This window comes from Sphingomonas sp. SORGH_AS_0870 (assembly GCF_031453175.1).
GTDB lineage: Bacteria > Pseudomonadota > Alphaproteobacteria > Sphingomonadales > Sphingomonadaceae > Sphingomonas.
Window position 1 is genome coordinate 2,591,966 of sequence record NZ_JAVIYW010000002.1, and the last position, 25,626, is coordinate 2,617,591.

General features: G+C 66.2%; 18 protein-coding genes. 14 read left to right on the top strand and 4 right to left on the bottom strand.

Annotated features, from left to right (window positions below):
* Nucleotides 1–3: 3 nt before the first annotated feature.
* The gene (gene cyoB / locus QE363_RS12110; RefSeq protein ID WP_309695549.1) at nt 4–1,998 is read right to left on the bottom strand and encodes a cytochrome o ubiquinol oxidase subunit I; all 1,995 of its coding nucleotides are present in this window, start codon (nt 1,996–1,998) and stop codon (nt 4–6) included.
* Nucleotides 1,999–2,009: 11 nt separating this feature from the next.
* A complete protein-coding gene (cyoA, locus tag QE363_RS12115) occupies nt 2,010–3,221 on the bottom strand; it encodes a ubiquinol oxidase subunit II (protein WP_309695551.1) in 1,212 nt (403 codons plus the stop codon).
* A 172-nt stretch (nt 3,222–3,393) separates the two neighbouring features.
* Here cyoA and QE363_RS12120 point away from each other — a divergent pair, with 172 nt between their 5' ends.
* From QE363_RS12120 to QE363_RS12130, 3 genes are all read left to right on the top strand, one after another.
* Nucleotides 3,394–4,728: an MFS transporter gene (locus QE363_RS12120; protein WP_309695553.1), complete on the top strand. Its 1,335-nt coding sequence runs from the start codon at nt 3,394–3,396 to the stop codon at nt 4,726–4,728.
* 115 nt (nt 4,729–4,843) lie between these two features.
* Nucleotides 4,844–5,272, top strand: a complete 429-nt coding sequence (locus tag QE363_RS12125; protein WP_309695555.1) for a DUF2147 domain-containing protein — start codon at nt 4,844–4,846, stop codon at nt 5,270–5,272.
* Between the two features lie 69 nt (nt 5,273–5,341).
* Entirely contained in the window at nt 5,342–5,614 is a 273-nt protein-coding gene (locus tag QE363_RS12130) for a DUF1488 family protein (protein ID WP_307098886.1), read from the top strand.
* A gap of 3 nt (nt 5,615–5,617) precedes the next feature.
* Here QE363_RS12130 and QE363_RS12135 read toward each other — a convergent pair whose 3' ends face one another.
* Both QE363_RS12135 and QE363_RS12140 read right to left on the bottom strand, forming a co-directional pair.
* Nucleotides 5,618–7,666 (bottom strand): ATP-binding protein, encoded by a 2,049-nt coding sequence (locus QE363_RS12135; protein ID WP_309695558.1) that lies wholly within the window; start codon nt 7,664–7,666, stop codon nt 5,618–5,620.
* Between the two features lie 46 nt (nt 7,667–7,712).
* The gene (locus QE363_RS12140) at nt 7,713–9,518 is read right to left on the bottom strand and encodes a glycoside hydrolase family 15 protein (RefSeq protein WP_309695560.1); all 1,806 of its coding nucleotides are present in this window, start codon (nt 9,516–9,518) and stop codon (nt 7,713–7,715) included.
* 135 nt (nt 9,519–9,653) lie between these two features.
* Here QE363_RS12140 and QE363_RS12145 point away from each other — a divergent pair, with 135 nt between their 5' ends.
* The 11 genes from QE363_RS12145 to QE363_RS12195 all read left to right on the top strand — a co-directional run bounded on the left by QE363_RS12145 (nt 9,654) and on the right by QE363_RS12195 (nt 25,510).
* Nucleotides 9,654–10,790, top strand: a complete 1,137-nt coding sequence (locus QE363_RS12145; protein ID WP_309695562.1) for a Gfo/Idh/MocA family oxidoreductase — start codon at nt 9,654–9,656, stop codon at nt 10,788–10,790.
* Between the two features lie 86 nt (nt 10,791–10,876).
* On the top strand, nt 10,877–11,191 hold the full coding sequence (locus QE363_RS12150; protein WP_309695567.1) for a DUF2934 domain-containing protein: 315 nt from the start codon (nt 10,877–10,879) through the stop codon (nt 11,189–11,191).
* Nucleotides 11,192–11,303: 112 nt separating this feature from the next.
* On the top strand, nt 11,304–13,406 hold the full coding sequence (gene glgX, locus QE363_RS12155) for a glycogen debranching protein GlgX (RefSeq protein ID WP_309695569.1): 2,103 nt from the start codon (nt 11,304–11,306) through the stop codon (nt 13,404–13,406).
* Nucleotides 13,403–15,097, top strand: coding sequence for a malto-oligosyltrehalose trehalohydrolase (gene treZ, locus QE363_RS12160; RefSeq protein ID WP_309695571.1), 1,695 nt, complete (start codon nt 13,403–13,405; stop codon nt 15,095–15,097). Before glgX ends, treZ begins: the two co-directional genes overlap by 4 nt.
* Entirely contained in the window at nt 15,094–16,992 is a 1,899-nt protein-coding gene (gene malQ / locus QE363_RS12165; RefSeq protein ID WP_309695572.1) for a 4-alpha-glucanotransferase, read from the top strand. Before treZ ends, malQ begins: the two co-directional genes overlap by 4 nt.
* 25 nt (nt 16,993–17,017) lie before the next feature.
* A complete protein-coding gene (gene treY / locus QE363_RS12170; RefSeq protein WP_309695574.1) occupies nt 17,018–19,423 on the top strand; it encodes a malto-oligosyltrehalose synthase in 2,406 nt (801 codons plus the stop codon).
* Between the two features lie 2 nt (nt 19,424–19,425).
* Nucleotides 19,426–20,730, top strand: coding sequence for a nicotinate phosphoribosyltransferase (pncB, locus tag QE363_RS12175; protein WP_309695576.1), 1,305 nt, complete (start codon nt 19,426–19,428; stop codon nt 20,728–20,730).
* Complete coding sequence (locus tag QE363_RS12180; protein ID WP_309695578.1) at nt 20,727–21,323, top strand: DNA-3-methyladenine glycosylase; 597 nt, start codon at nt 20,727–20,729, stop codon at nt 21,321–21,323. The genes pncB and QE363_RS12180 overlap by 4 nt, the downstream gene beginning before the upstream one ends.
* A gap of 85 nt (nt 21,324–21,408) precedes the next feature.
* On the top strand, nt 21,409–21,597 hold the full coding sequence (locus QE363_RS12185) for a hypothetical protein (RefSeq protein WP_309695581.1): 189 nt from the start codon (nt 21,409–21,411) through the stop codon (nt 21,595–21,597).
* Between the two features lie 88 nt (nt 21,598–21,685).
* Entirely contained in the window at nt 21,686–22,321 is a 636-nt protein-coding gene (locus QE363_RS12190; RefSeq protein WP_309695584.1) for a TIGR02281 family clan AA aspartic protease, read from the top strand.
* 78 nt (nt 22,322–22,399) lie between these two features.
* Complete coding sequence (locus tag QE363_RS12195; protein WP_309695585.1) at nt 22,400–25,510, top strand: response regulator; 3,111 nt, start codon at nt 22,400–22,402, stop codon at nt 25,508–25,510.
* The last annotated feature ends 116 nt before the right edge of the window (nt 25,511–25,626 follow it).

Genomic DNA, 25,626 nt, shown 5'->3' on the forward strand with positions numbered 1-25,626 from the left:
GGATCAGGCCCCCTGACCGAGCAGGCGACGCCGCTCGTTTTCCGTTGCCACGACTTCATCGACGGGGATGTAGTAATCGCGGTCATAGTTGAACGTGTGCCAGATGGCGACGACGACGACACCGACCAGGCCCAGGGCGGCGAGCCACCACATGTACCAGATCATGCCAAAGCCCGCGGCGGTCGACAGGCCAGCGATGATGACGCCGGTGCCCGTATTCTTGGGCATGTGGATCGGACGATAGCCCTCGGCCGGAGCCTGTGCCTTCTTGTCCTTCATGTCGTACCAGGCATCCAGTTCATGGATGACGGGCGTGAACGCGAAGTTGTAGTCCGGCGGCGGCGACGAGGTCGCCCATTCCAGCGTACGGCCGTCCCAGGGATCGCCCGTCACGTCGCGCAGTTCTTCCTTCTTCCAGATCGACACGCCGATCTGAACCAGGAAGGCTCCAATGCCGCCCGCGATCATCAGCGCGCCCAGCAGCGCGACGACGAAATAAATCTGCAGCGACGGATCGTCGAAGTGATGGAGGCGACGCGTCACGCCCATGAAGCCCAGGATGTAGAGCGGCGTGAAGGCGACCCAGAAGCCGACGACCCACAGCCAGAACGACACCTTGCCCCAGAACTGGTTGAGCTTGAACCCGAAGGCCTTGGGCCACCAATAGTTGATCGCGGCGAAGGCGCCGAACAGCACGCCGCCGATGATCACGTTGTGGAAGTGCGCGATCAGGAACAGCGAGTTGTGCAGCACGAAGTCGGCGGGCGGAACGGCCAGCAGAACGCCGGTCATGCCACCGATGGTGAAGGTCAGCATGAACGCGATGGTCCACATCATCGGCAGCTCGAACCGGATGCGACCCTTGTACATGGTGAACAGCCAGTTGAAGATCTTCGCCCCCGTCGGGATCGAGATCACCATGGTGGTGATGCCGAAGAACGAGTTGACGCTCGCGCCCGAACCCATGGTGAAGAAGTGGTGCAGCCAGACGAGGTACGACAGGATCGTGATGACGATCGTGGCATAGACCATCGAGGTATAGCCGAACAGACGCTTGCCCGAGAAGGTCGAGGTGACTTCCGAGAACACGCCGAACAGCGGCAGGATCAGGATGTAGACCTCCGGGTGGCCCCAGATCCAGATCAGGTTCACGTACATCATCGGGTTGCCGCCGAGATTGTTCGTGAAGAAGTTGGTGCCGACATAACGGTCGAGCGACAGCAGGACGAGCGTGGCGGTCAGCACGGGGAAGCTGGCGACGATCAGGACGTTCGCGCACAGCGAGGTCCAGCAGAACACCGGCAGCTTCATCATGGTCATGCCCGGCGCGCGCATCTTGATGATGGTCGCGATCAGGTTGATGCCCGACAGGGTCGTACCGACACCGGCCACCTGGAGGGCCCAGATATAATAGTCGACACCGACATCGGGACTGAAGTCCAGCTCCGACAGCGGCGGGAAGGCCAGCCAGCCGGTCCGCGCGAACTCGCCGATGAACAGCGAGGCCATGACCAGCACGACGCCGCCCGCGGTCATCCAGAAGCTCAGATTGTTGAGATACGGGAAGGACACGTCGCGCGCACCGATCTGGAGCGGCACGACATAGTTCATCAGGCCGGTGATGATCGGCATCGCCACGAAGAAGATCATGATGACGCCGTGCGCGGTGAACACCTGATCATAGTGATGCGAGTTCAGGAAGCCCTGATTGTCGCCGAACGCGATCGCCTGCTGGCCGCGCATCATCAGCGCGTCGGCAAAACCGCGCAGCAGCATCACGATGCCCAGGATCATGTACATGATCCCGATGCGCTTGTGATCGACCGTGGTGAACCACTCCTTCCAGAGATAGCCCCACAGCTTGAACTTGGTGATGAGCGCGAGCACCGCGATGCCGCCGACCGCGACACCCAGGAAGGTGCCGACGACGATCGGCTCGTGGATCGGCAGCGATTCGATCGATAGCCGTCCGAAGATGGTCTTTATGATGTGTTCCATGATGGCGTGCCTCAGCCGCGACCCGCACCGGCATGACCAAAGGTCTGCGGGCCGGGGGTCTGCGGGATGGAAAGGAAGGACATGCGGCGGTTCTTCATCTCACCGGGCTCCTGCACGCCCTTCGACGGGACAGGCTCCTTGCTCTGATGCGGCGAGGTCTGGATTTCCTCCGGCGACTTTTCGAGCGCGCCCTTGGTCCGATCACCGTGCATGGGGCCGGTATTGTTGACCGGCGGATTGCCCTCGCCGACCTTCATCTTGTGCGGATCGCCGCCACCAGTCATCCGGTCGTGCATCATCACGTCCGACATGCACGGCGTGTTGTCCGCGACGCAGCGGTTGACGACGCGATCGAACAGGCCGCCCTGAACGCCGTTGAAATACATGGCGGGCACATATTCGCTGGGCTTCTCGACCGTCAGGAAGGCGGCGCGGGTCAGCTGGCCATGGCCCTTGCCCTGGCCGGCCTGCGAGGTCCGGACCTTCTCGACCCACTGGTCGAAGCCGTTCGCCTGGAGCGCATAGACCGGAAAGTGCATGCCCGAGAAACCGGCGCCGCTATAGTGCGACGACAGGCCCTTGAACGTGCCCTCGCGGTTGATGACCGCATGCAGCTGCGTCTCCATGCCGGGCATGGTGTAGATCATGCCGGCCATGGCGGGGACGTAGAAGGCGTTCATCACCGAGGTGCCGGTCAGGCGGAACTCGACGGGCCGGTCGACCGGCAACGCCAGTTCGTTGATCGTGGCGACGCCCTGCTCGGGATAGATGAACAGCCATTTCCAGTCGAGCGCGACGACCTGGACCTCGAGCGGCTTGACGCTGGAGGCGATCGGCTGGCCGGGGGCGGTCCGTTCGATCGGGCGATACGGGTCGAGCAGATGGGTGCTCGTCCACGTCACCGCGCCCAGGCAGATGATGATCAGCAGCGGCGCCGACCAGATCACCAGCTCGAGCATGGTGGAGTGATCGAACTCCGGATCATATTCGGCCTGCGTGTTGCTCTTGCGATAGCGCCACGCGAACAGCACCGTCAGCGCCATCACCGGAATGATGATGAGCAGCATCAGGGCCGTCGCGATCAGCACCAGATCGCGTTGCTGCACGGCAACGTCACCGGCAGGGTTTAGCACGACCGCATCGCATCCCCCCAGCATGGCCAGGAGGGGCAAGGCGGCCCAGCGAAGAGGGCGCAGGCGCGCAAGGCTCGACGAATGAGACATATGGCAAGGGCCGCTACGCCTTTGCTGCACCTGCGCACATTGGACAGTTTGTCCAATCCCCCCGGCCCATCGAAAGGCGCATAGGCGCAACAGAATGGCGGTTTTGTGCGGTCGTTTTGCGCCGCCACCGTTCCGCCGAGATGAAAATGCAAGAAATCAGGACTGGCAGCCGATGAGCGCAGAGTTAACCGCATCGACCTCGACGCCCCTTGAGCGGGACGCGCGGCTGGTCAATGCCCGCGATCCGCACCATGTCGCCCCGGGCGACATCGCCATCGGCGTCATCATCGGGCGTACGTCGGAGTTCTTCGACTTCTTCGTCTACGCCATCGCCTCGGTGCTGGTCTTCCCGTCGCTGATCTTTCCTTACGTCGACGCGCTGACCGGCACGATCTATTCGTTCGCGCTGTTCGCTCTGGCGTTCATCGCCCGCCCGATCGGCACCTTCATCTTCATGGCGGTCGACCGCAATCTCGGTCGCGGCGTCAAGCTGACCATCGCGCTGTTCCTGCTCGGCGGGTCGACCATGGCGATCGCCTTCCTGCCCGGCTATGCGCAGATCGGCACGTCGGCCGCCGTGCTGCTCGGCATCTTCCGCGTCATGCAGGGCCTGGCGCTTGGCGGGGCCTGGGACGGCCTGCCGTCGCTCCTGTCGCTCAACGCGCCCGAGCGTCGTCGCGGCTGGTATGCGATGATCCCGCAGCTGGGCGCGCCGCTCGGCCTGCTGGTGGCCAACGGCCTGTTCGCCTTCTTCCTGACCACGCTCAGCCGGGCGGACTTCCTCGACTGGGGCTGGCGCTATCCGTTCTTCGTGGCGTTCGCGATCAACGTCGTGGCGCTGTTCGCACGCCTGCGCATCGTCGCCACGCCCGAGTTCCAGCGCCTGTTCGAAAGCCGCGAGCTTCAGCCCGCGCCGGTCGGCGAGACGCTGAGCACCGAGGGCCGCACCGTCCTTCTGGGCGCCTTCGCGCCGCTCGCCAGCTTCGCCATGTTCCACATCGTGACCGTGTTCCCGCTGTCCTGGGTCGTCCTGTTCAACAAGGAGCGCCCGCAGGACTTCATGATGATCGAGATCATCGGCAGCATCGTCGGCGTGTTCGCCATCCTCGCCTCGGGCAAGATCGCCGACCGGGTCGGCCGTCGCACGCTGCTGGGCTTCTCGGCGGCGGGCATCGCGGCCTTTGCCGGCTTCGCGCCGCAGCTGCTCGACAATGGCGGCACGGGTGAGACGATCTACATCGTGCTCGGCTTCCTGCTGCTCGGCCTGGGCTTCGGCCAGTCGTCGGGTGCGATCAACTCGGGCTTCTCGTCGCTTCGTCGCTACACGGGCGCCGCGATCACCTCGGATCTCGCTTGGCTGATCGGTGCGGGTTTCGCGCCGCTCGCCGCGCTGCTGCTTTCGAGCCATTTCGGCCTGCTGTCGGTCGGCGCCTATCTGCTGTCGGGTGCGGTCGCGACGCTTGCCGCGCTGGGGATTAACAAGGAACTTGCCAAGCGCGCGTCCTGATCCCGATCGACCAATCTCATGCGGGCGGCCGGTGGAGCGATCCACTGGCCGTTTTGTTTTGGCCGGATCGCGCCCTACATCGGTTCTCGACAGGGGATGCATGACGGGAAACAGGATGACGAACGGGAAGCGCTGGATAGCAATGGCCGCCGCGGCGATGGCGGGGATCGGCATGGCCGGGGCGGCGGACGCGCGGGTGCCTGCGGGTACATGGGCCAATCCGTCCAACACCGTGCAGGTCCGCTTCGCCCCCTGCGGCCGTGGCCCCGACGCGGAGCTGATGTGCGGCACGGTGGTCTGGGCGAGCGAACAGGCCAAGGCGGATGCCGCGCGCGGCGGCTCGCCCCGTCTGGTGGGCACCCGGCTGTTCACCGATTTCGAGGAGGAAGAGCCAGGGCGCTGGGCGGGCACCGTCTTCGTTCCGGACATCGGTCGCGAGGTCGAGGGCACGATCACCCAACTCGATGCGCGGACTTTGGTCGGCCAGGGATGCCTGCTGGGGCGGCTGGGCTGTCGCGAGCAGCGCTGGCATCGGGTAAAATAACCGCACTCGATCAGGGAACCCGGGGGCGTCTGCCGCGTCCCCGTCGCGAACATTCAGGAAAGGCACGCCATGGCGGACGACACGCTGACGGTCATCAAGGAAACGGTCGAGGACAATGTCGCGGACCGGCAGGTCGAATTCGTGGCCGAGCTGGAGGGCGAGGAATATCAGTTCGCCGTCCAATATGACCTGCTCGAAGCCCTGAGCGGCGACGTCCCCGATGGCGATGCCGTCGAGATGTTCGATCGCTACTCCGACGATATTCTCGACGCCGCGCTGACCGCGCTGGGCCGGGACATGGAGCAGGCGCTGGTCGTGGTCAGCGAGAATGATCTCGACTGAGCGTCAGACGCCGAACAGCCGATCGATCTGCTGGGCGAGCTCCGCAAGCGTATAGGGTTTACGGAGCAACGCGAAGCCATGGCTCCCCTCGTCGGCGATGACCCGGCTATAGCCGCTGGTGAGCAGAATGCGCAGCTGTGGGTGGAGCCGGGCGATATCGTGCGCGAAGTCGATGCCCGACTGGCCCGGCATCATGACGTCGGAAAAGACCAGGTCGAACCGCTCCGCCCCGGCTTTCAGTTCCTCCATGGCCGCCGCCGCGTTGGTGGCGATGACCGTGCGATAGCCCAGCGTCTGTAGCGCCTCGACCGCGAACTGCCCGACCTCGACATTGTCCTCGACCACCAGCACGCAGCGTTCGGTCCCGTTCGCTGCGCCCGGATCGCCCTGCTGCCGATCGGCGGCGGGCAGGCCGTCGGTCCGGGGCAGGACCAGGGTGAAGGTCGCGCCCTGTCCCGGCGTGCTGGCGACATGCACATCGCCGCCGGACTGGCGCGCAAAGCCGAACACCTGGCTGAGACCCAGGCCGGTGCCCGCCCCCAGCCGCTTGGTGGTGAAGAAGGGCTCGAAGATCTGGTCGAGCCGGTCGGCGGGAATGCCCTCGCCGGTATCGATGATCGCGATCCGGACCTGATCCGGTCCTTGCGACTCCGCCTCCGACCAGACGCGGATGGTCAGCGTCCCCTGCCCCGCCATCGCGTCGCGGGCATTGACCGCCATGTTGACGATCGCGGTGTCGAACTGGCTGCGGTCGACATGGGCATGGCACGGCCGATCCGGCAGATCGAAGACCAGCCGGATGCCCGGCCCCGACAGCGTGGCGATCATGTCGGACAGCGTCATGATGCTTGCCCCGACATCGACCACCTCGGGCGTCAGCGGTTGCCGCCGGGCAAAGGCCAGCAACTGTGCGGTCAGCTTGGCGGCGCGGTCGGCCGCATCCGCGATCGCCTCGATCTGGCACTGGCGGCGCTCGGGCGGGAATCCGGGGCGGCGAATCAGGTCGATCGAACCGCGAATGACGGTCAGCAGATTGTTGAAGTCGTGCGCGACGCTGCCGGTCAGCTGGCCGATCGCCTCCAGCTTCTGCGCCTGACGCAGCTGCTCCTCGGTCTGGCGCAGCGCCTCCTCCGCCGCTTTCTGCTGGGTGATATGGCGACCGACCGCAAAGACTTCGCGCGCGCTGGAGGCGCCGACCCAGGCGATCCACTCGTAATCGCCCTGGGCGTGGCGCATTCGAACCTCGATCCGCGAGACCTGGCGGGTCAGCGAATTGCTGAGGGCCTCTTGCGCCCCGGCCAGATCGTCGGGATGAACCAGCTCCATCACCGATCGCCCGACCAGCGCCTGTCCGCCATAGCCGAGCAGCTTGCCCCAGGCCGGGTTGGTCCGCTGGATCACGCCCTCGGCATCGAGCACGGCGAGCAGGTCGGGCGATACGTCCCACATGCGGTCGCGCTCGGCGGTCCGTTCGATGATCCGCTGTTCGAGCGTGACGTTGAGCCCGCGCAGCTCCTCCAGCGCCTGCGACAATTGCAGCTGGCTGTCGCGCAGCGCCGCATCGGCATGGACGCGCGCCGTCGTCTCGTTGGTGAAGATGAACAGCCCCGCGACATCGCCCTGGCCGTCGAGAACGCGCGAATAGGAAAAGGACCAGAAGGTGTGCGCCTCGCCCCGGTCGGTATCCAGCTTCCAGGGGAGATCGACGAAACGCTGGGTCCGCCCCGCCAGCGCATCGTCTATGATCGGCCGCGCCTGTTCCAGCGCGTCGGTCCATACCTCGTCGAAACGCGTTCCCATCGCCCAGGGCAGACGGGGGCCAAGCAGCGGAAAATAGGTTTCGTTGAAGAAGAAATGCAGCTCCGGCCCCCAGGCCAGGATCATCGATTCCGGTGAGTTGAGCACCAGGCTGAGCGCGACGCGGAACGTCTCCGGCCAATTCCGGGGCGGCCCCAGAGGATGGTCGGTCCAGTCGCGCGCGAGGATCAGGCGTGTCGCCTCGCCGCCCCCGTCGAGGAAGGCCAGGGCGGGATCGGGCTGGGCGGCGGTCATCGCCCCGCTGCTAGCAAGTCGGCCGCGGGTCCGCCACCATGCGCGGCTAGAGTTCCTCGCCCGCCAGCGTGGCCGCCGCCTGAATGACCGCCAAATGGGTCAGACCCTGCGGCATGTTGCCCAGATAATGCCCCGTCTCGGGATCGATCATCTCGGCATAGAGCCCCGCCCCCCGGCTATCGAGCGCGTGCGTCGCGGCGTCGAATGCGGCCTGTGCCGCCTCCTGCTGGCCCAGGATCGCACGCGCCTCGATCATCCAGAAGGTGCAGGCCAGGAAGCACGCCTCCTCCTTCTCTACCCCCGAATAACGATAATGGAATGCTCCCGCCCCCAATTTGCGGTCGAGTGCGTCGAGCGTCCGCGCCAGCCGGTCCTGCCCATCGAAACGGAAGCGCACGGCAAGCGCCAGGCTGGCGTCCAGCGCGTCGCTGTCGGGGTGCATCAGATAGGCGCCGCGCGCTTCCGACCAGCAATGTTCGCCGATCCACGCCTCGATCCGGTCCCGCTCCCGCGCCCAGCGGTCGCGACAGGTGGTGGGAATCTGCCCCTCGTCAGCCAGCTCCACCGCGCGGGCCAGCGCCTGCCAGCAGCTGATCTTGGACATGGTGTAATGCCGTTCCTCCGGCAATTCCCAGATGCCCGCATCGGGCTGGCGCCAGCGATCCGCGCAGGCATCGGCCAGATGCGACAGCGTCTCGGCGCTGGAGGTGTCGAGGAAATTGCCGCACGCGACGAAGCGGCTCGCCGTCTCGAATATGTCGCCATAGATGCCGTGCTGATGCTGGCCACCCGCCAGATTGCCGACGCGCACCGGCCGGGAATGGCGATAGCCGCTCACCGCGATCTCCCGCTCGGCGGGCACGGGGCGTCCGTCGAGCGTGTAGCAGACCTGGGGCTGTCCCTCGCCCAGCCGCTTGAGCAGCCAGGTAAAGGCCGCCTTTGCCTCGGCATGCGCGCCTATCCGCAGGAACGCCTTGATCGTATAGCCCGCGTCGCGAACCCAGGCGTAGCGATAGTCGTAATTCTTCTGCCCGCCGATCCCCTCGGGCAAGGAGGTCGTCGCCGCCGCCGTGATCGCGCCGGTGGGCGAATAGAGCAGCAGCTTCAGCGCGAGCGCGCTGCGTAACACCCGGTCGCGCTGGGCCTCCGGCACTTTCAGTCCGGCGGCCCATTGCCGCCATTCGGCGTCGGAGAGGTCGATCCGCGCATCGATCTGCTCGATATCCTGGCAGACCAGCGGCTCGTCCTCCCCGGCGATCAGCGCGATCCGGGCGCGATCGCCCGGCGCGACCGAGGTATGGCCCGTCACCAGCCCATCCTCCAGATGATCGATCACGACATGGCCGCAATGCCGGAATATGCCGAGCACCCGGTCGACATGGAAGACATTATGCCCCCCGGCGGGCGCGAAATAGGGGCTGACCGTGTCCGCGCGTCGGCTGAAGCGCAGGGTGATGCCGAAGCGGACATGGCCGTCCAGCCCCTCCACCCGCCGCGCCAGCTCCGCCCAAGGCAATCGCCCCGCCGTGCCGCTGTTGATCGACTCGACCAGCTTGGCGCGTCCCGATGCGGTCGTGAAGATCGTCTCCAGCACATTGCTGTCGGGGCGATAGCGGCGCTCGACCGTGAACGGCTCGACCGGGGTGATCGCGAAGGTACCGCCGCGTTCGGCGTCAAGGAGCCGGTCGAACAGCGGCGGGGAGTCCATGTTGGGCACGCACCACCAGTCGATCGCCCCGTCTGCTCCGCTCAGCGCCACGCTACGCCCGTCGCCGAGCGCGGCATAATCTTCGAGGTGCAGAAAGCCGTGCTCGTCGCGAAGCGGGTCGGGGTGCTGATCGGGCAGGGTCACGATGGCGCAGGCTCCGCTGGCGGAAAGACAATCTAGGTTAGGAGCATGGAAACTCGCCAGAACCGTTAAATCTCCGTGGGACCTTCCCGTGATTTGCGCGTTGCAACATCCGACCTGTCTATTGGGAGCATCGCCATGAGCCTGGCATCGGCATTCGGATTCGGCACCAAGAAAGTGCGCTACGCAGTCGTCGGCGCGGGCGACATCACCCAATCGGCGATGCTGCCCGGCATCCGCCACACCGGCAATTCCGAACTGACCGCGATCGTCACTGGCGATGCGGAAAAAGGGCGCCTGCTCGCCGAGAAATACGGTGTCGAGCACGTCTATTCCTATGACGAGTTCGGCAAGCTGCTGACCGCCAATGTCTGCGATGCCATCTATCTGGGCACGCCCAACTGGCGCCATGCCGAATTCGCCATTCCGGCGCTGGAAGCGGGCATCCATGTCCTGTGCGAAAAGCCGCTGGAAATCTCGGTCGAACAGGGCCGCGCCATTCAGGACGCCGAGCGCCGCTCGTCGGCCAAGCTGATGACCGCCTATCGCCTGCATTTCGAGCCGGGCACGCTCGACGCTATCGAGAAGATCCGCAACGGCGAATTGGGCGAGCTGGTCGCCTTCACCTCCTGCTTTGGGCAGAAGCTGGACCCCGACAACCACCGCGCGAAACATGGTCTGGAAGCCGGGCCGCTGTTCGACATGGCGCCTTATCCGATCAACGCCATCCGCTATCTGTTCGGGGCCGAGCCGGTCGCGGTCGAAAGCGCGGTCGCCACGCGCCAGCCGAGCGCGGGTCTGGGCGATCTGGACGATACCTTCGCCGTCGTGCTGCGGATGCCGGGCGACAAGCTCGCCAGCTTCACCGTCAGCTATGCGATGAACGATGTCGACAGCCTGATCGTCGCGGGCATGAAGGGCTCGATCCATATGAGCCCGGCCTATGGCTTCCAGTCGGCGATCGAGCAGAATGTGACGATCGGCGACGAGAAGAGCCATGAAGCCTTCAAGCACACCGACCATTTCGGCGGCGAGATGCGCTATTTCTCGGACTGCATCCTGAACGATCGCGATCCGGAACCGGATACGGAGGAAGGATTGTCCGACCTGCGGGTGATCGAGGGGATCAAGCAGGCGTTGAAGACCGGCGGCCGGGTGGAACTGCCGCCCTTCACCCGTACCCGGCGGATCGATCCCGCCAGCCAGCGCCAGACCCTGTCCGCCGTCGATCGCCCCGCGCCGGTCAAGGTCAAGTCGCCCACCGGCGCAAGCTGATCATTATCTATTCGCTTCTTGGGGAGCGGAATGACAGGATCAATCGTTACGCTGCCGATGACAATTGACGTCACTTCAGGGAGTCGATGGTGGACAACAGGGACGAACAGCTTCGCGAACGGGCCTATGGCATCTGGCAAGCCGAAGGCGAGCCGCATGGGCGCGACCGCGAGCATTGGGAAATGGCGGAACGCGAACTGGCCGGTGCCGACCCCGCGCCGGCCGCCCCCGAGCCTGTCCAGACCGAGGACAAGCCCCAGGCTGCGGAACCCGCTCCGCAGCCCAAGGCCGCCGTCACGCGTCGGAAAAGCAGCAAGCTGACCTCCCCGGCCGGAACCGAAGCCTCGGCCCCCGCCCCTAAGCCGAAGGCGCGCAAGCCGCGCGCCGCCAAGACCGAATAACGCCGCCCGCCTGGCGGGTGGTTCGAGAGCGACGGGCCGGATGCGGCCCCTCGCTTCCCCCTTCTTGCGTTGACCCCACGGATAGTCGTTCGACTTTTGCCGGAGACCCTCTTTGACCGCTTTGCCCTACCAGATGCTTGCCGGTTCGCCCCATCCGCTGGGTGCCACGTTCGATGGCGAGGGCGTCAACTTCGCCGTATTTTCCGCCAATGCCGACCGGATCGAACTCTGCATCTTCGACCCCCAGGGCAAGCGCGAGTTGCGCCGCTATACGCTGCCCGAATGCACGGACGAGGTATGGCACGGCTATTTGCCCGATGCTGGGCCCGGCCTCCTCTATGGCTATCGCGCGCATGGCCCCTATGAGCCGGAGGCGGGACACCGCTTCAACCCCAACAAGCTGTTGCTCGACCCCTATGCGCGCAAGCTGCATGGCGAGATCAAGTGGACCGATGCGCTGCACGGCTATCAGATCCGCTCCAAGAAGGAGGATCTGAGCTTCGACAAGCGCGACAGCGCCGCCGCCATGCCCAAGGCAGTGGTGGTGGACGATCATTTCGACTGGTCGCGCGACGTGAAGCCCAACACGCCCTGGTCCGAAACGGTGATTTATGAAGCTCACGTCAAGGGGCTGACCAAACTGATGGAACTGGTGCCGCCGCGCGAGCGGGGCACCTATGCCGGGCTCGGCCATCCGGCGGTCATCAAGCATCTGAAGCGGATCGGCGTCACCGCCATCGAACTGCTACCGATCCACAGCTTCACCCAGGACCGTTTCCTTCAGGAAAAGGGACTACGCAACTATTGGGGCTATAACACGCTGGGCTTCTTCGCGCCCGAACAGGCCTATTTCGCGACCGATACGCAGGACGAACTTCGTCGTGCTGTTCACCGGCTGCACAAGGCGGGGATCGAGGTGATCCTCGACGTGGTCTACAACCATACCTGCGAAGGGTCGGAAAAGGGACCGACTTTGTCGTGGCGCGGCCTCGACAATGCCAGCTATTACCGGCTGGTCCAGGATCAACCCCGCTATACAATCAACGACACTGGCACCGGCAATACGCTGAACCTGTCCAAGGCGCGGGTGATCCAGATGGTCGCGGACTCGCTGCGCTACTGGGCGACCAGCTTCGGGATCGACGGATTCCGCTTCGACCTCGGCCTGACGCTGGGGCGCGAGGCCGACGGCTTCGATCCGGGCTCGGCCTTTTTCGACGTGCTGCGGCAGGACCCGGTGCTGGGGCGGCTCAAGCTGCTGACCGAGCCCTGGGATGTCGGCCCCGGCGGCTATCAGCTCGGCAATTTCCCGCCCGGCTTTTCCGAATGGAACGACAAGTACCGCGACACCGTGCGCAAATATTGGCGGGGCGACCCCGGCCAGCGCGGCGAACTGGCCGCGCGACTGGCCGGGTCGGGGGACCTGTTCGACCGGCGGGCGCGGCGTCCCTGGGCCAGCCTCAACATGCTGGCGGCGCATGACGGCTTCACCCTGGCTGATACCGTCATGTACGAGGAGCGGCATAACGAAGCCAACAAGGAAGACAATCGCGACGGCCATTCCGAGAATTACTCGCGCAACTGGGGCGCGGAGGGGCCGACCGACGATCCGGGTATCAACGCGGCGCGCGGCCGGGTGATGCGGTCGATGATGACGACGCTGCTCACGTCGCTCGGCACGCCGATGATCGTGGCGGGGGACGAGTTCGGCCGGACGCAGCACGGCAACAACAACGCCTATTGCCAGGATAACGAGATCAGCTGGCTCGACTGGAAGGCGGCGGCGTCGGAGGATGGCGAGACGATGATCGCCTTCACCGCGAGGCTGGCCGAGTTGCGCCGGCGCTTCGTTGTGCTGCGCGCGCCCCAGTTCCTCTATGGCCAGGATACGCCGGGGCACGGGATCAATGATATCGAATGGTGGGACGAGCGCGGCAACCAGCTATCGCCCGAGGACTGGCAGAACCCGGAAGGCCGCGCGCTGATGATGCGCCGGGCCTCGGTCACCGAGGATGGCGAGGTCGAGGCGGTGTCGCTGCTCCTCAACGCGTCGGCCGATCCGATCACCTTCACCCTGCCCCCGCCCCATGCCGACCGCACCGTCCTGATCGACAGCGCCAAGCCGGAGCAGGGTGAGGTCGCGATCGACGACAGCTATGAGGTCGAGCCGCAAAGTGCCGTCCTGGTCACCTGGCGCAATGGGATCGCGGCATGACGCATTGGGGCCCCGAACTGCGCGATGGCGCGGATACCCGCTTCCGTCTGTGGGCACCGGACCGGCCGTCGGTCACGCTGGAGATCGACGGCGGCGGCGAGGTCGCCATGATACGCGACGCCGATGGCTGGTTCACCGGCGAGGCCCCTGCCCCGCCAGGCACCCGCTACCGGTTCAGGGTCGCCCCCGATCTTGCCGTTCCCGATCCCGCCTCGCGGCTCCAGTCGGGGGGCGTCCATGGCTGGAGCGTGGTCGTCGATCCGTCCTTCGCGTGGAGCGCGACCGAATGGCGCGGACGCCCTTGGGAAGAGACGGTGCTGCTGGAGGTGCATGCGGGCACGCTCGGCGGCTTTTCGGGTGTTCGCGAACGGCTGGGCGCGATGGCCGCGTCGGGGATCACCGCGATCGAACTGATGCCGGTCAACGCCTTTGGCGGCACCCGCAACTGGGGCTATGACGGCGTCCTGCCCTATGCGGTGGCCGAAGCCTATGGTTCGCCCGCCGAGCTGAAGACGCTGGTCGACACCGCGCATTCGCTGGGCCTCTCGGTCTTTCTCGACGTGGTCTACAACCATTTCGGGCCGGACGGGAATTATCTGGGCGCTTATGCCGGTGCCTTCTTTCATCAGGACGTCGATACGCCCTGGGGCGGCGCAGTGGCGGTCGATGCTGACCCGGTCCATCGCTATTTCGTCGACAACGCCCTGATGTGGCTGCGCGACTATCGGATCGACGGACTGCGTTTCGACGCGGTCCATGCCATCGAGAATGACCGCTTCCTCGACCGGATGGCCGCCGAAATCCGCGCCGCCCTGCCCGAGCGGCATGTCCATCTCGTGCTGGAAAACGAGAAGAACGATGCGGACCGCCTGACGCCGGGTGGCTATGACGCTCAGTGGAACGACGACTTCCACAATGTCCTCCATGTCCTGCTGACGGGCGAGACGAGCGCCTATTATGGCGACTTCGCGGATCGTCCCGCCGAGCGGCTGGCACGCTGCCTGAAGGAAGGCTTTATCTATCAGGGCGAGGGTTCGCCCAACCATGACGGCAAGCCGCGTGGCAAGCCGTCGAGCGACCTGCCCAGCACCGCTTTCGTCGCGTTCCTCCAGAACCACGACCAGGTCGGCAACCGGGCGATGGGCGAGCGGCTGATCCGGCTGACCGACCGCGAACGGCTGCGCGCGGCGACCGCGCTGCTGCTGCTCGGGCCGCAGATCCCGCTATTGTTCATGGGCGAGGATGAGGGGAGCGAGAGTCCGTTCCTGTTCTTCACCGATTTTCATGACGAACTGGCCGACGCGGTGCGCGAGGGGCGCCGCCGCGAATTCGCCAAGTTCGACGCCTTTGCCGACGAGGCGGCACGCGCGCGCATTCCCGACCCCAATGCGCGCTCCACTTTTGAGGCGTCGGTCCCCGAGCCGGGACCGCAGGCGGGCGAGTGGCGGGCGCTGTACCGCGAATTGCTGAGCCTGCGCCATGCGCATATCGTGCCACGCCTGAAGGATACGGTCGGGCTGGCGGCGGAGGTCTGCGGCCCGGCGGCGGTCAAGGCCCGCTGGCGGATGGGAGACGGCGCGACGCTGACCATCGCGATCGATCTGGGCGACGCGCCGTCGCCGATCGGTGACGAGGAGGCGGAACTGATCTTTCGCGAAGGCGACCGCTTCGCCGCATGGATCGCACGATGAGCGACCTCCACGCCCGCGCCGAAGCCGCCGGTCTGTCGGTGGCGTGGCAGGATGCCAAGGGCCGGGACCAGCAGGTCTCGGACGAGGCACTGGGCGCGATCCTCGACCGGCTGGACACCAGGGTTGAGGAAGAAACGTTCGTCTCCGCCGACCTGGGCGATGCCGTCCTCCTGCCACCGGGTTGGCGGGCGGGAAATGCGCGGCTGATCCTGGAAGATGGTGAGACTTGCCCAGTCGTCCTGACCGGCTATGCCGACCGGGTGTCGCTTCCCGCACCGACGTCATGGGGCTATCACCGACTGGAGCAGGACGACCGTTTCGTGACGGTCGCCGTCGCCCCGCTCCGCTGCCCGGCACCGCCCGCCGGACGCCATTGGGGTAGTGCGGTCCAGATTCCGTCGCTTCGGGAAGGCGGCGGCGCCTATGGCGACTTTGCGAGCCTCGCCTCGGCGGCGGACGCCCTGGCCCGCGCGGGGGCTTCCGCCCTGGCAATCAGCCCGGTCCACGCCCTTTTCCCCGCCGAGGCCAGCCGTTTCAGCCCCTATGCGCCGTCAAGCCGCCTGTTCCGCAACGTCTGGCTGGCGCCGGCGGGGGAGCCTGTGCCGGATCAGCCCGAGCTGATCGACTGGCCCAGCGCCGCACCGGACCGGATGCGCGACCTTCGCGCGGTCTTCGACCGATTGGCCGGGACAGATCGGCAGACCTTCGAGCATTGGCGCGACCGGCAGGGCGAGGTGCTGGAGCATCAGGCCCTCTTCGACGCGCTGCAAGGCTATTTCCACGCCCGCACCGGCGCGCAAGGGTGGCGCGACTGGCCCGCGGATTATCGTGATTTCGCCGGTCCGGCGGTGCGGGCCTTCGCCGACGAGCACCGGGATGCGATCGCCTTCCATGCCTTTGCCCAGTGGCACGCCGACCGCGCGCTCCACGACGCCGCCATGGCTGCGCGGGATGGCGGGATGGGGATCGGGCTGATCGCCGATCTTGCCATTGGCGTGGCCGGAGACGGCGCGGACGCCTGGAGCCGCCCCGACGAGCTGCTCACCGGCCTGTCCATCGGCGCGCCGCCGGACCCGTTGGGCCCCGACGGACAGAACTGGGGGATCACCGCCCTCTCGCCCTTCGCGCTGCGCAGACAGGGGTTCGCGCCCTTCATCGCCACGCTGCGCGCCGTCTTCGCGCATGCTGGTGGCGTGCGGATCGACCATGCGCTCGGCCTGTGCCGCTTGTGGGTCATCCCCGAAGGCGCCGCCGCCGATCAGGGCGCCTATCTGGCGATGCCGTTCGAGGACATGCTGCGCATCCTGAAGATCGAGGCGCACCGCGCCAATCAGGGACGCGGCGCCATCGTCATCGGCGAGGATCTGGGCACCGTGCCGCCGGGATTTCGCGACAGCATGGCACAGGCCGGGATGCTCGGCATGCGTGTCCTTCCGTTCGAGCGGAACGCGGACGGCAGCTTCATCCCGCCGGGGAAATGGGATGCCGAGGCCATTTCAATGACCGCGACCCATGACATCGCGACGGTCGCGGGATGGTGGCGCAGCCGCGATCTCGAATGGCGGGCGCGGATCGCGGGCAAGCCGGTATCCGACGAAGACGCTGCGAGCCGCGATAGCGAACGCGAGGCGCTATGGGCGGTGATCGGCGATGCCGCCCCCCTGCCCGACGACCCCGCCGCCGTCGTCGGTGCCGCGATCGCGGCGGTGGCCGCCACCCCCTGCCCGCTCGCGATCGTGCCGATCGAGGATCTGCTGGCGCTGGAGGAACAGCCCAACCTGCCCGGCACCACCGACGCGCATCCCAATTGGCGCCGCCGCCTGCCCGACAGGCTGGAGCCGCTGCTGGCGGACCCCGACGTCGCCGACCGCATCGCCACGCTCAACGCCCGCTGACCCGCTCGAACCAAAGGACGTCGCCATGACGCCGCGCGCCACCTATCGATTCCAGTTCCACAAGGACTTCCCCTTCGCCCGTGCGGAAGCGCTGCTGCCCTATCTCGATCGACTGGGGATCAGCCATGTCTATGCCTCGCCGATCACCACGGCCACGGCGGGGTCGATGCACGGCTATGACGTGATCGACCCGACGCGGATCAATCCCGAACTGGGGGGTGAGGATGGCTTCCGGTCACTGGCCCTGGCGGCGCGTGCGCGAGGCATGGGCGTCATCATCGATATCGTGCCCAACCATATGGGCGTGGCGGGCGGCGGTAACGAATGGTGGAACGACGTGCTGCGTGCGGGGCCCGACAGCCGCTATGCCCGGTTCTTCGACATCGACTGGTCGAAGAGGCTCGTCCTGCCCATCCTGGGCGATCCGCTTTCCCACGTCCTGGCCGAAGGAAAGATCACCGTCGAGCGGACCGACGGACAGGCGGAGGTCGTCGCCTATGGCGAACACCGCCTGCCGATCCGCGACGCCGATCAGGACGAGGCCGAAATCCTGCCGATCGCCAAACTGCTCGACCGCCAGCATTACCGGCTGGCCTCGTGGCGCGTGTCCAATGACGAGCTCAACTGGCGGCGCTTCTTCACGATCAACGAACTGGCCGGGCTTCGCGTCGAGGACGATGCCGTCTTCGAGGAGACCCATGCGCTCTATTTCCGCCTTTATGCCGAGGGGCTGATCGACGGCGTGCGGATCGACCATATCGACGGGCTGACCGACCCGATCGGCTATGGCCGGAAACTGCGCGCGCGGTTCGATGCCATCCCCCGCGACGACGGCAACCGCGCCTATATCGTGGTCGAGAAAATCCTCGGCGCCGACGAGGCGATGGGTCGCGACTGGGGTGTCGACGGCACCAGCGGCTATGATTTCATGGAGGAGGTCGCCGCCCTGCTCCATGCGCCGGAAGGCACGCGACCGCTTGCCGAACTCTGGGCGCAGCTGAGCGGACGATCAGCCGATTTCGCGCCCGAGGAATTGCAGGCGCGGCAGGATCTGCTTGCCTGGCAGTTCGCAGGCCAGCTGGACGGATGCGTGGCGGCCTTTGCCGCGCTGACGGCATCCGACCCTGCGCTGGAGGGCGCGATCACGACCGCGATGCTCCGCCGTGCGATCGAGCGCCTGCTGTGGGTCTTCCCGGTCTATCGCACCTATGGCCCCGACGCGCCCGCGACGGATGCCGAGGTGCGCGGGCAGGCCCGGTCACGGGTCGAGCGTTTCATCCCGCCGGGCGAAACCTTCGTGGTCGACCAGATCCTCGCTTGGCTGGCGGGCGAAGGTGATGCGGACCGCGCTTTGCTGGCGGAGGCGGTGCGCCGTTTCCAGCAATTGTCCGCGCCGATCGCCGCCAAGGCGGTCGAGGACACCGCCTTTTATCGGCACGGCGTCCTGCTCTCGCGCAATGATGTGGGGTTCGACGCGGCGCGTATGAGCCTGCCGATCGCGGCCTTTCACGACCGGATGTCGGGAAGAGCCAAGACATTCCCGCATGCCATGCTGACCACCGCCACCCATGATCATAAGCGCGGCGAGGATGTGCGCGCCCGCCTTGCAGTGTTGAGCGCGATCCCGGACGAATGGCGCATCGCGGTCGAAGGGTGGCGACAGGACACGCTGGCCCTGTCCGAAGGGGTCGATCCGGCGGACTGGTACATGCTCGTTCAGACGCTTGTCGGTGCCTGGCCCCGGCCGGAGGATTTGGGCGATTTCGCGGAGCGGGTGACGGCGTGGCAGGAAAAGGCGTTGCGCGAGGCCAAGCTGCGCTCGTCCTGGGAAGCCCCGGACGAGGATTATGAGGGGCGCTGCAACGCTCTGGCCGAAGCCCTGATCGACGGCGCGGAGGGTGAGCCGTTTCGAGCGCGGCTGCACGACCTGTTGCGGCGGATCGCACCGGCGGCCTCGGCCAACTCACTGGTGCAACTGGCGCTGCGCTATACGGTGCCGGGGATACCCGATTGCTATCAGGGTACGGAGTTCGCCGACCTCAGCCTGGTTGATCCCGACAATCGTCGTCCGGTCGACTATCCCGCCCGCGAACAGGCGCTGGCGGAAGGCGGCCATGCGAAGCTGGACCTGCTCGCCGGGTTGCTCGACGTGCGCCGTCGATACCCCGCGCTGTTTGCCGAGGGCGATTACCGGCCGCTTCCCGTCAAGGGGCATGGCCGCGACCGCGTGATCGCGTTCGAGCGGCAGCACGGCGATGCGGTGCTGACCTGCGTCATGGGGCTTCGCCTGGCCCCGCTGATGGATGCGCAGGGCCAGGTCGACTGGCGGGATACCGCCGTCGTGCTGGCGGACCGCCCCCGCCTGCTGGCCGATTTGCTGGCGGACGGGCCGGTCTGGTATGACGTTCGGCCCGGCACCAGCAAAGGATAGGCATGGCCGTCACCGATATCGCGACACGGACATGGGATCATGGCTGGCGGCTGGATCCCATTGTCCGCAGCCTGCTGGACACCGATTTCTACAAGCTCCTGATGCTGCAGATGATCCGGAATCTCTATCCGGATACGCAGGCGACCTTCGCACTCCACAACCGAACGCGATCGGTTCGCCTGGCGGACGTCATCGACGAGGCGGAGCTGCGCGCGCAGCTCGACCATGCCCGGACGCTGCGTTTCACGAAGAAGGAACTGATCTGGCTGGCCGGTAACAGCTTCTACGGTCAGACGCGGATGTTCGCGCCGGAGTTCCTGGCATGGCTCGCCGATTTCCAGCTTCCGGATTACGAGCTGAGCCGCCGCGACGGACAGTTCGAACTGCGCTTTCACGGCCCCTGGTGCGCGACGACGATGTGGGAAATCCCCGCGCTCGCCATCGTCAACGAACTGCGGGCCCGTGCGGCGCTGCATGCCAAGGGCCGCTTCGCGCTCGATATCCTCTATGCCCGCGCCAAGGCCAAGCTCTGGGGCAAGGTCGAGCGGTTGCGGGCGCTTCCCTATCTGGCCATTTCCGATTTCGGCACGCGGCGACGCCATGGTTTCCTGTGGCAGCGCTGGTGCGTCGAGGCGTTGAAGGAAGGGCTTGGGGACCGGCTGATCGGCACCTCGAACGTGCTGCTGGCGATGGACAATGATCTGGAGGCGATCGGCACCAACGCGCATGAGCTGCCCATGGCGGTCGCGGCGATGGCGCGGACCGACGACGAACTGCGCCAGGCCCCCTACCGCGTCCTTCAGGAATGGCGGCAGCATTATCACGGCAACCTGCTGATCGTCCTGCCCGACGCGTTCGGCACCGCCGCCTTCCTGCGCGATGCACCCGATTGGGTCGCCGACTGGACCGGCTTCCGACCCGACAGCGCGCCGCCGATCGAAGCGGGCGAGGCGATCCTGGACTGGTGGCGCCAGCATGGCCGCGATCCGCGCGAGAAGCTGCTGATCTTTTCGGATGGCATGGACGTCGACACGATCGATCGGACCTATCGGCATTTCAACGGCCGCGTCCGGATGAGCTTTGGCTGGGGCACCAACCTGACCAACGACTTCCGCGATTGCGATCCCGATGGGCTGCCGGGGCTGGAGCCGATCTCGCTGGTCGCCAAGGTCATCGAGGTGGATGGCCGCCCCGCCGTCAAGCTCTCCGACAATCCGGCCAAGGCCAATGGCGATCCCGCGGAGATCGCGCGCTATCTGGCCGTCTTCGGCAATGACGGGCGAAAGGCCCGCACGACCGAAGTATGATGATGCTGCCGCCCGACTTTTACGGGCAAGAGGTCGATGTCGTAGCCCGCGCGCTGCTTGGCGTCACCCTGCTCGTGGACGGCGTCGGCGGCCCGATCGTGGAGACCGAGGCCTATGACGCCGCCGATCCGGCCTCGCACAGCTTCGCCGGCCGGACCGCACGCAATGCGGCGATGTTCGGACCGATCGGCCATGCCTATGTCTATCGCATCTACGGGCTGCATCATTGCCTCAACATCGTCTGCGGCACGCCCGGCAGCGCCGTCCTCATTCGCGCCATCGAGCCGGTCCATGGCCTGGAGGTCATGCACCGGCGGCGCGGCGGGCGGGTCGCCATCAGGCAGCTTTGCGCCGGACCCGGGCGGCTCTGCGCGGCCCTGGGTGTCGACCAGGGCCTGGACGGGGCCTCGCTCGGCGAGTCCCCCTTCAATCTGCTCCCGACCGCCACCGATGTCGCGATCGTCAGCGGACCGCGCATCGGCATTACTCGCGCTGCGGAACGCCCCCGCCGTTTCGGCATCGCCGGATCTCCGTGGCTGAGCCGCCCATTTCCTCAAGTTCCTGTCGCGGTGCAGCATCGATCGGGCAAATAATGCCATGCGCCGCAGCATCTATTTTGCTTGATCTCACCCCTATTTGTCGCGAGCCTCCCGGGGATAACGATAAGGGGACGAGTCGATGGAGTGGATCAAGGTCCTGGCGGTAGTCGCCATGGTCTATGGCGTCTGGGCGGCCTATCGTTCGCTGGGCGCACCAGTTCTTCACAACGGCAATCGCTATTTCCGTCAACCCGACGGCAGCTTCCGCCGCTGGTATGGCGGCCAGCGTTTCAGCGCGTCGGATGTCGGGGTTGCGGATCAGGGCTGATCGCGTCACGGTCAGCAACGGTACAGACGGATTCCGCGATATAGCCTAATCCGGCCTTTTCCTGGCCCGACAAGGATAGAGCGGTTTCATGTTTGTCGATTGGGGCATCCCCACGCCCTTGCTGTTCGTCGTCGTGGCGATCGTCGTCGCAGGCATCGTCGCGCGTCGTGTGCCGTTCCTGCGGTTGGCGATCAACCTGGTAAGCTGGCTGGTGCTGGGCGGCCTGCTTTTGGTCGTGCTGCAACAGCGCGAGCAGTTCGATCCCTATATCCAGCGGGCGATGCAGGTCCTTAATCTGCAGGACCAGAGCGTCGTCGGTGACACGGTGCGCATCAGGATGTCGCCGGACGGGCATTTCTGGGCACGGGTCACGCTCGACGGGGTCAGCCGACGGATGTTGGTCGACAGCGGCGCGACGCTGACCGCCTTGTCGACCGACACCGCGCGCGCCGCCGGGCTGCGGCCGTCCGCCCCGGTGTTTCCCGTGGTGCTGAACACGGCCAACGGCATGATCCGCGCGCAGACCGGACGCGTGAAGACGCTGGAGATCGGCACGATCCGTGCCGACGGCATCCCCGTCGTCATCTCCCCCGCATTCGGCGAGACGGACGTGCTGGGCATGAACTTCCTGTCGCGGCTCAAGAGCTGGCGGGTCGAGGGATCGACGCTGATCCTGGAGCCGCACCACCCACAGCCATTAACCCACCGGTCATCGCCAACATGACAAGAAGATGATGGAAATCAGTGCAATCGGCGACACCGCCGATTGACTTGGCGGTTTAGCTTACCCATGCGTCAATCCATGAACACTCCCCTGTCGCGAATGCTGCCGCTCCCGGCGCAGCTCGACCGATATGTCGTCCATGCCATTGAAACCGGCCGTTTTCCCGACGAGCACGCGCTGCTGGTCGCGGCGCTCGAGCGGCTGCGCGCGGAGCAGCCTTTCGATGAGACGACCGCCTGGCTGGTCGGCGGCGGCGAATGCGGGCAGCGGGTGCGCGATCATGACTGGGCCGCCACGGCGCTGGGGGCGATCGGCGGCTGGCCCGCCGCGCTGCGCACGACCGTGGCGAACATCGTCCATTCGCCGATCGCCAAGGTCCTGATGTGGGGTCCGGATCATGTGATGATCTATAACGACTCCTATCGCACCATCGCCGGGCCGCGCCATCCCTCGGCGTTCGGTGGCCTGGTGCCGGAGGTCTGGCCCGAAATATGGGACTGGAATCGCAACATCCTGTCGCGGGGATTCCAGGGCGAGGATCTGGCCTTTCACGATCAGAAGCTGATCGTCACCCGCGCGGGTCAGCCCGAAGAGGTGGTGTTCGACCTCTATTACACGCCGGTCTATCTCGACCATGGCGATGTCGGCGGGGTGATGTGCACCGTCGTCGAGAATACGGGACGGGTCGCGGCGGAGCGGCGGCTGGCGGAGAGCGAAGCCGAGCTGCGCGTCATCACCGACTCGCTGCCCGTGCTGGTCGCCTTTGTCGATCGCGAGGAACGCTATCGCTTCGCCAACAGCTATTACCGCGAGTTCCTGGGCGTCGACCCCGACGCCATGCTGGGCACCCGGATCAGCGACGTGCTGACCGACGAGGATTATGCCGAGCGGCGCCCGCTGATCGAGCGGGCGCTGGTGGGCGAGACGGTGGTCGCCGACGTCCGGATCCAGCATCGCGACGGCAGCCATCGGCGCGCCGAGACGCGCTATATTCCCCGCCGGGACGAACAGGGCGCGGTCGTCGGCTTTCATATCCTGGTCTTCGATGTCGACGAGCGGATGCGCCATGCCGAGGTGATCGAGCGCAGCAATCGCCGGTTCCGCGCCGCGATGGACGCCGTCCATGGGGTGCTGTGGACCAACAGCGCCGATGGACGGATGGTCGGCGAGCAACCCGGCTGGGCCGCGATCACCGGCCAGACCCGCGAGGAATATCAGAATTTCGGCTGGGCGAATGCCGTCCATCCGGACGATGCGGCGGACAGCATCGTCGCCTGGAACAAGGCGGTGGCCGCCAAGGGCATGTTCGTTCACGAACACCGCGTCCGTCGCCATGACGGCGAATGGCGCACCTATGCGATCCGGGGCCTGCCGATCGTCGGGGCCGATGGCGAACTGGTCGAATGGGTCGGCGTCCATACCGACATCACCGAGCAGCGCGCGGCCGAACAGGCGCTGCGCGACCAGGCCAATGTGCTGGCACGTCAGGTCCATCACCGCGAACGCGCCGAGGCACAGCTCCGCCAGCTCAACGAGACGCTGGAAAGCCGCGTCATCGAGGAAATCGCCGAGCGCCGCCAGGCCGAGATGAAGCTGGCCCAGGCGCAGAAGATGGAGACGATTGGCAAGCTGACCGGCGGCGTCGCGCACGACTTCAACAATCTGCTTCAGGTCGTGTCGGGCAATCTCCAACTACTGGGCAAAGACGTGGCGGGCAATAGCCGTGCCGAACAGCGGGTCGCCAACGCCATGGCGGGCGTCTCGCGCGGGTCGAAGCTGGCGTCGCAACTGCTGGCCTTTGGGCGGCGGCAGGCGCTGGAGCCCAAGGTCGTCAACGTCACCCGCTTCGTGCAGGGCATGGACGACATGCTGCGCCGTGCGATCGGCGAGGGCGTGGAGATCGAGACGATCGTCGGAGGCGGCCTGTGGAACACCTTCATCGACCCCGCCCAGATCGAGAATGCGCTGCTGAACCTGGCGATCAACGCGCGCGACGCGATGGATGGTCAGGGCAAGCTGACCATCGAGCTGGGCAATGCGCATCTCGACGACGCCTATGCGCGCACCCATGACGAGGTGGTGCCGGGCCAATATGTCATGCTGGCGGTGTCCGACACCGGCAGCGGCATGTCCGAGGACATCATCCAGAAGGTGTTCGAGCCCTTCTTCTCGACCAAGAGCGAGGGCAAGGGATCGGGGCTGGGCCTGTCGATGGTCTATGGCTTCGTCAAACAGTCGGGCGGCCATGTGAAGATCTATTCCGAGGTCGGCCACGGCACCACGATCAAGCTCTATCTGCCGCGCGCGATGGAGGCCGAGGATGTCGAGGTGGCGGTCGACACCGGCCCGATCACCGGCGGCACCGAGACCGTGCTGGTCGTCGAGGACGATGCCGAGGTGCGCGCGACCGTGGTCGAGCTGCTGTCGGACCTGGGTTACCGCGTCCTGAAGGCGGTCGACGCGCAAAGCGCGCTCAACGTCATCGAGAGCGGCATTCCGATCGACATGCTCTTCACCGATGTCGTCATGCCCGGCACGCTGAAAAGCCCCGAACTGGCGCGCAAGGCACGCGAGCGGCTGCCCGATATCGCGGTGCTGTTCACATCGGGCTATACCGAGAATTCGATCGTCCATGGCGGGCGGCTGGACAAGGGCGTCGAGCTGCTGTCCAAACCCTATACCCGCGAGGCGCTGGCGCGGAAGTTCCGCCATGTCCTGGCCAATCAGCGGCAACGCAAGATGCCCAGGGACGATGCGGGCCACGCCGCCCCGGGCGACCCGGTCGACAGCCAGCCGGTCGTCCATCCGCTGCACGACGGACAGACCATCCTGCTGGTGGAGGATGACGATCTGATCCGCGCCAACACGGCCGAGGTGTTGCAGGATGCGGGCTTCGTCGTGGTCCATGCCGTGACCGCCGAGGAAGCGATGACCGCGCTTCAGACGGCGCAGATCGACGTGCTGGTGACCGACATCAACCTGCCGGGCGAATCGGGGATCGAGCTGGCGGGACGGGCGCGGCAAATGCGGCCGACGCTGTCGATCGTGTTCGCGACGGGCGACGGCGGAATGGCGGGCGATGCGGCGGAACTGGACGCGGCGCTGCTGACGAAGCCCTATTCGGCGGGGCAGCTGCTCAACGCGATCCGGGGACGGCTGGATGTTACGGAGCAGGCGGCCCGACCCTGAGGTCGGACCGCCCACCCCCTTCGATCGGGCTCATGCCGGAGGGGGGCGGCAGGGGAGCCCGGACGAAACCGGATAAGGGGTTAGCGGGCCTTCCAGCCCTCGATCGCGGCGAAGGT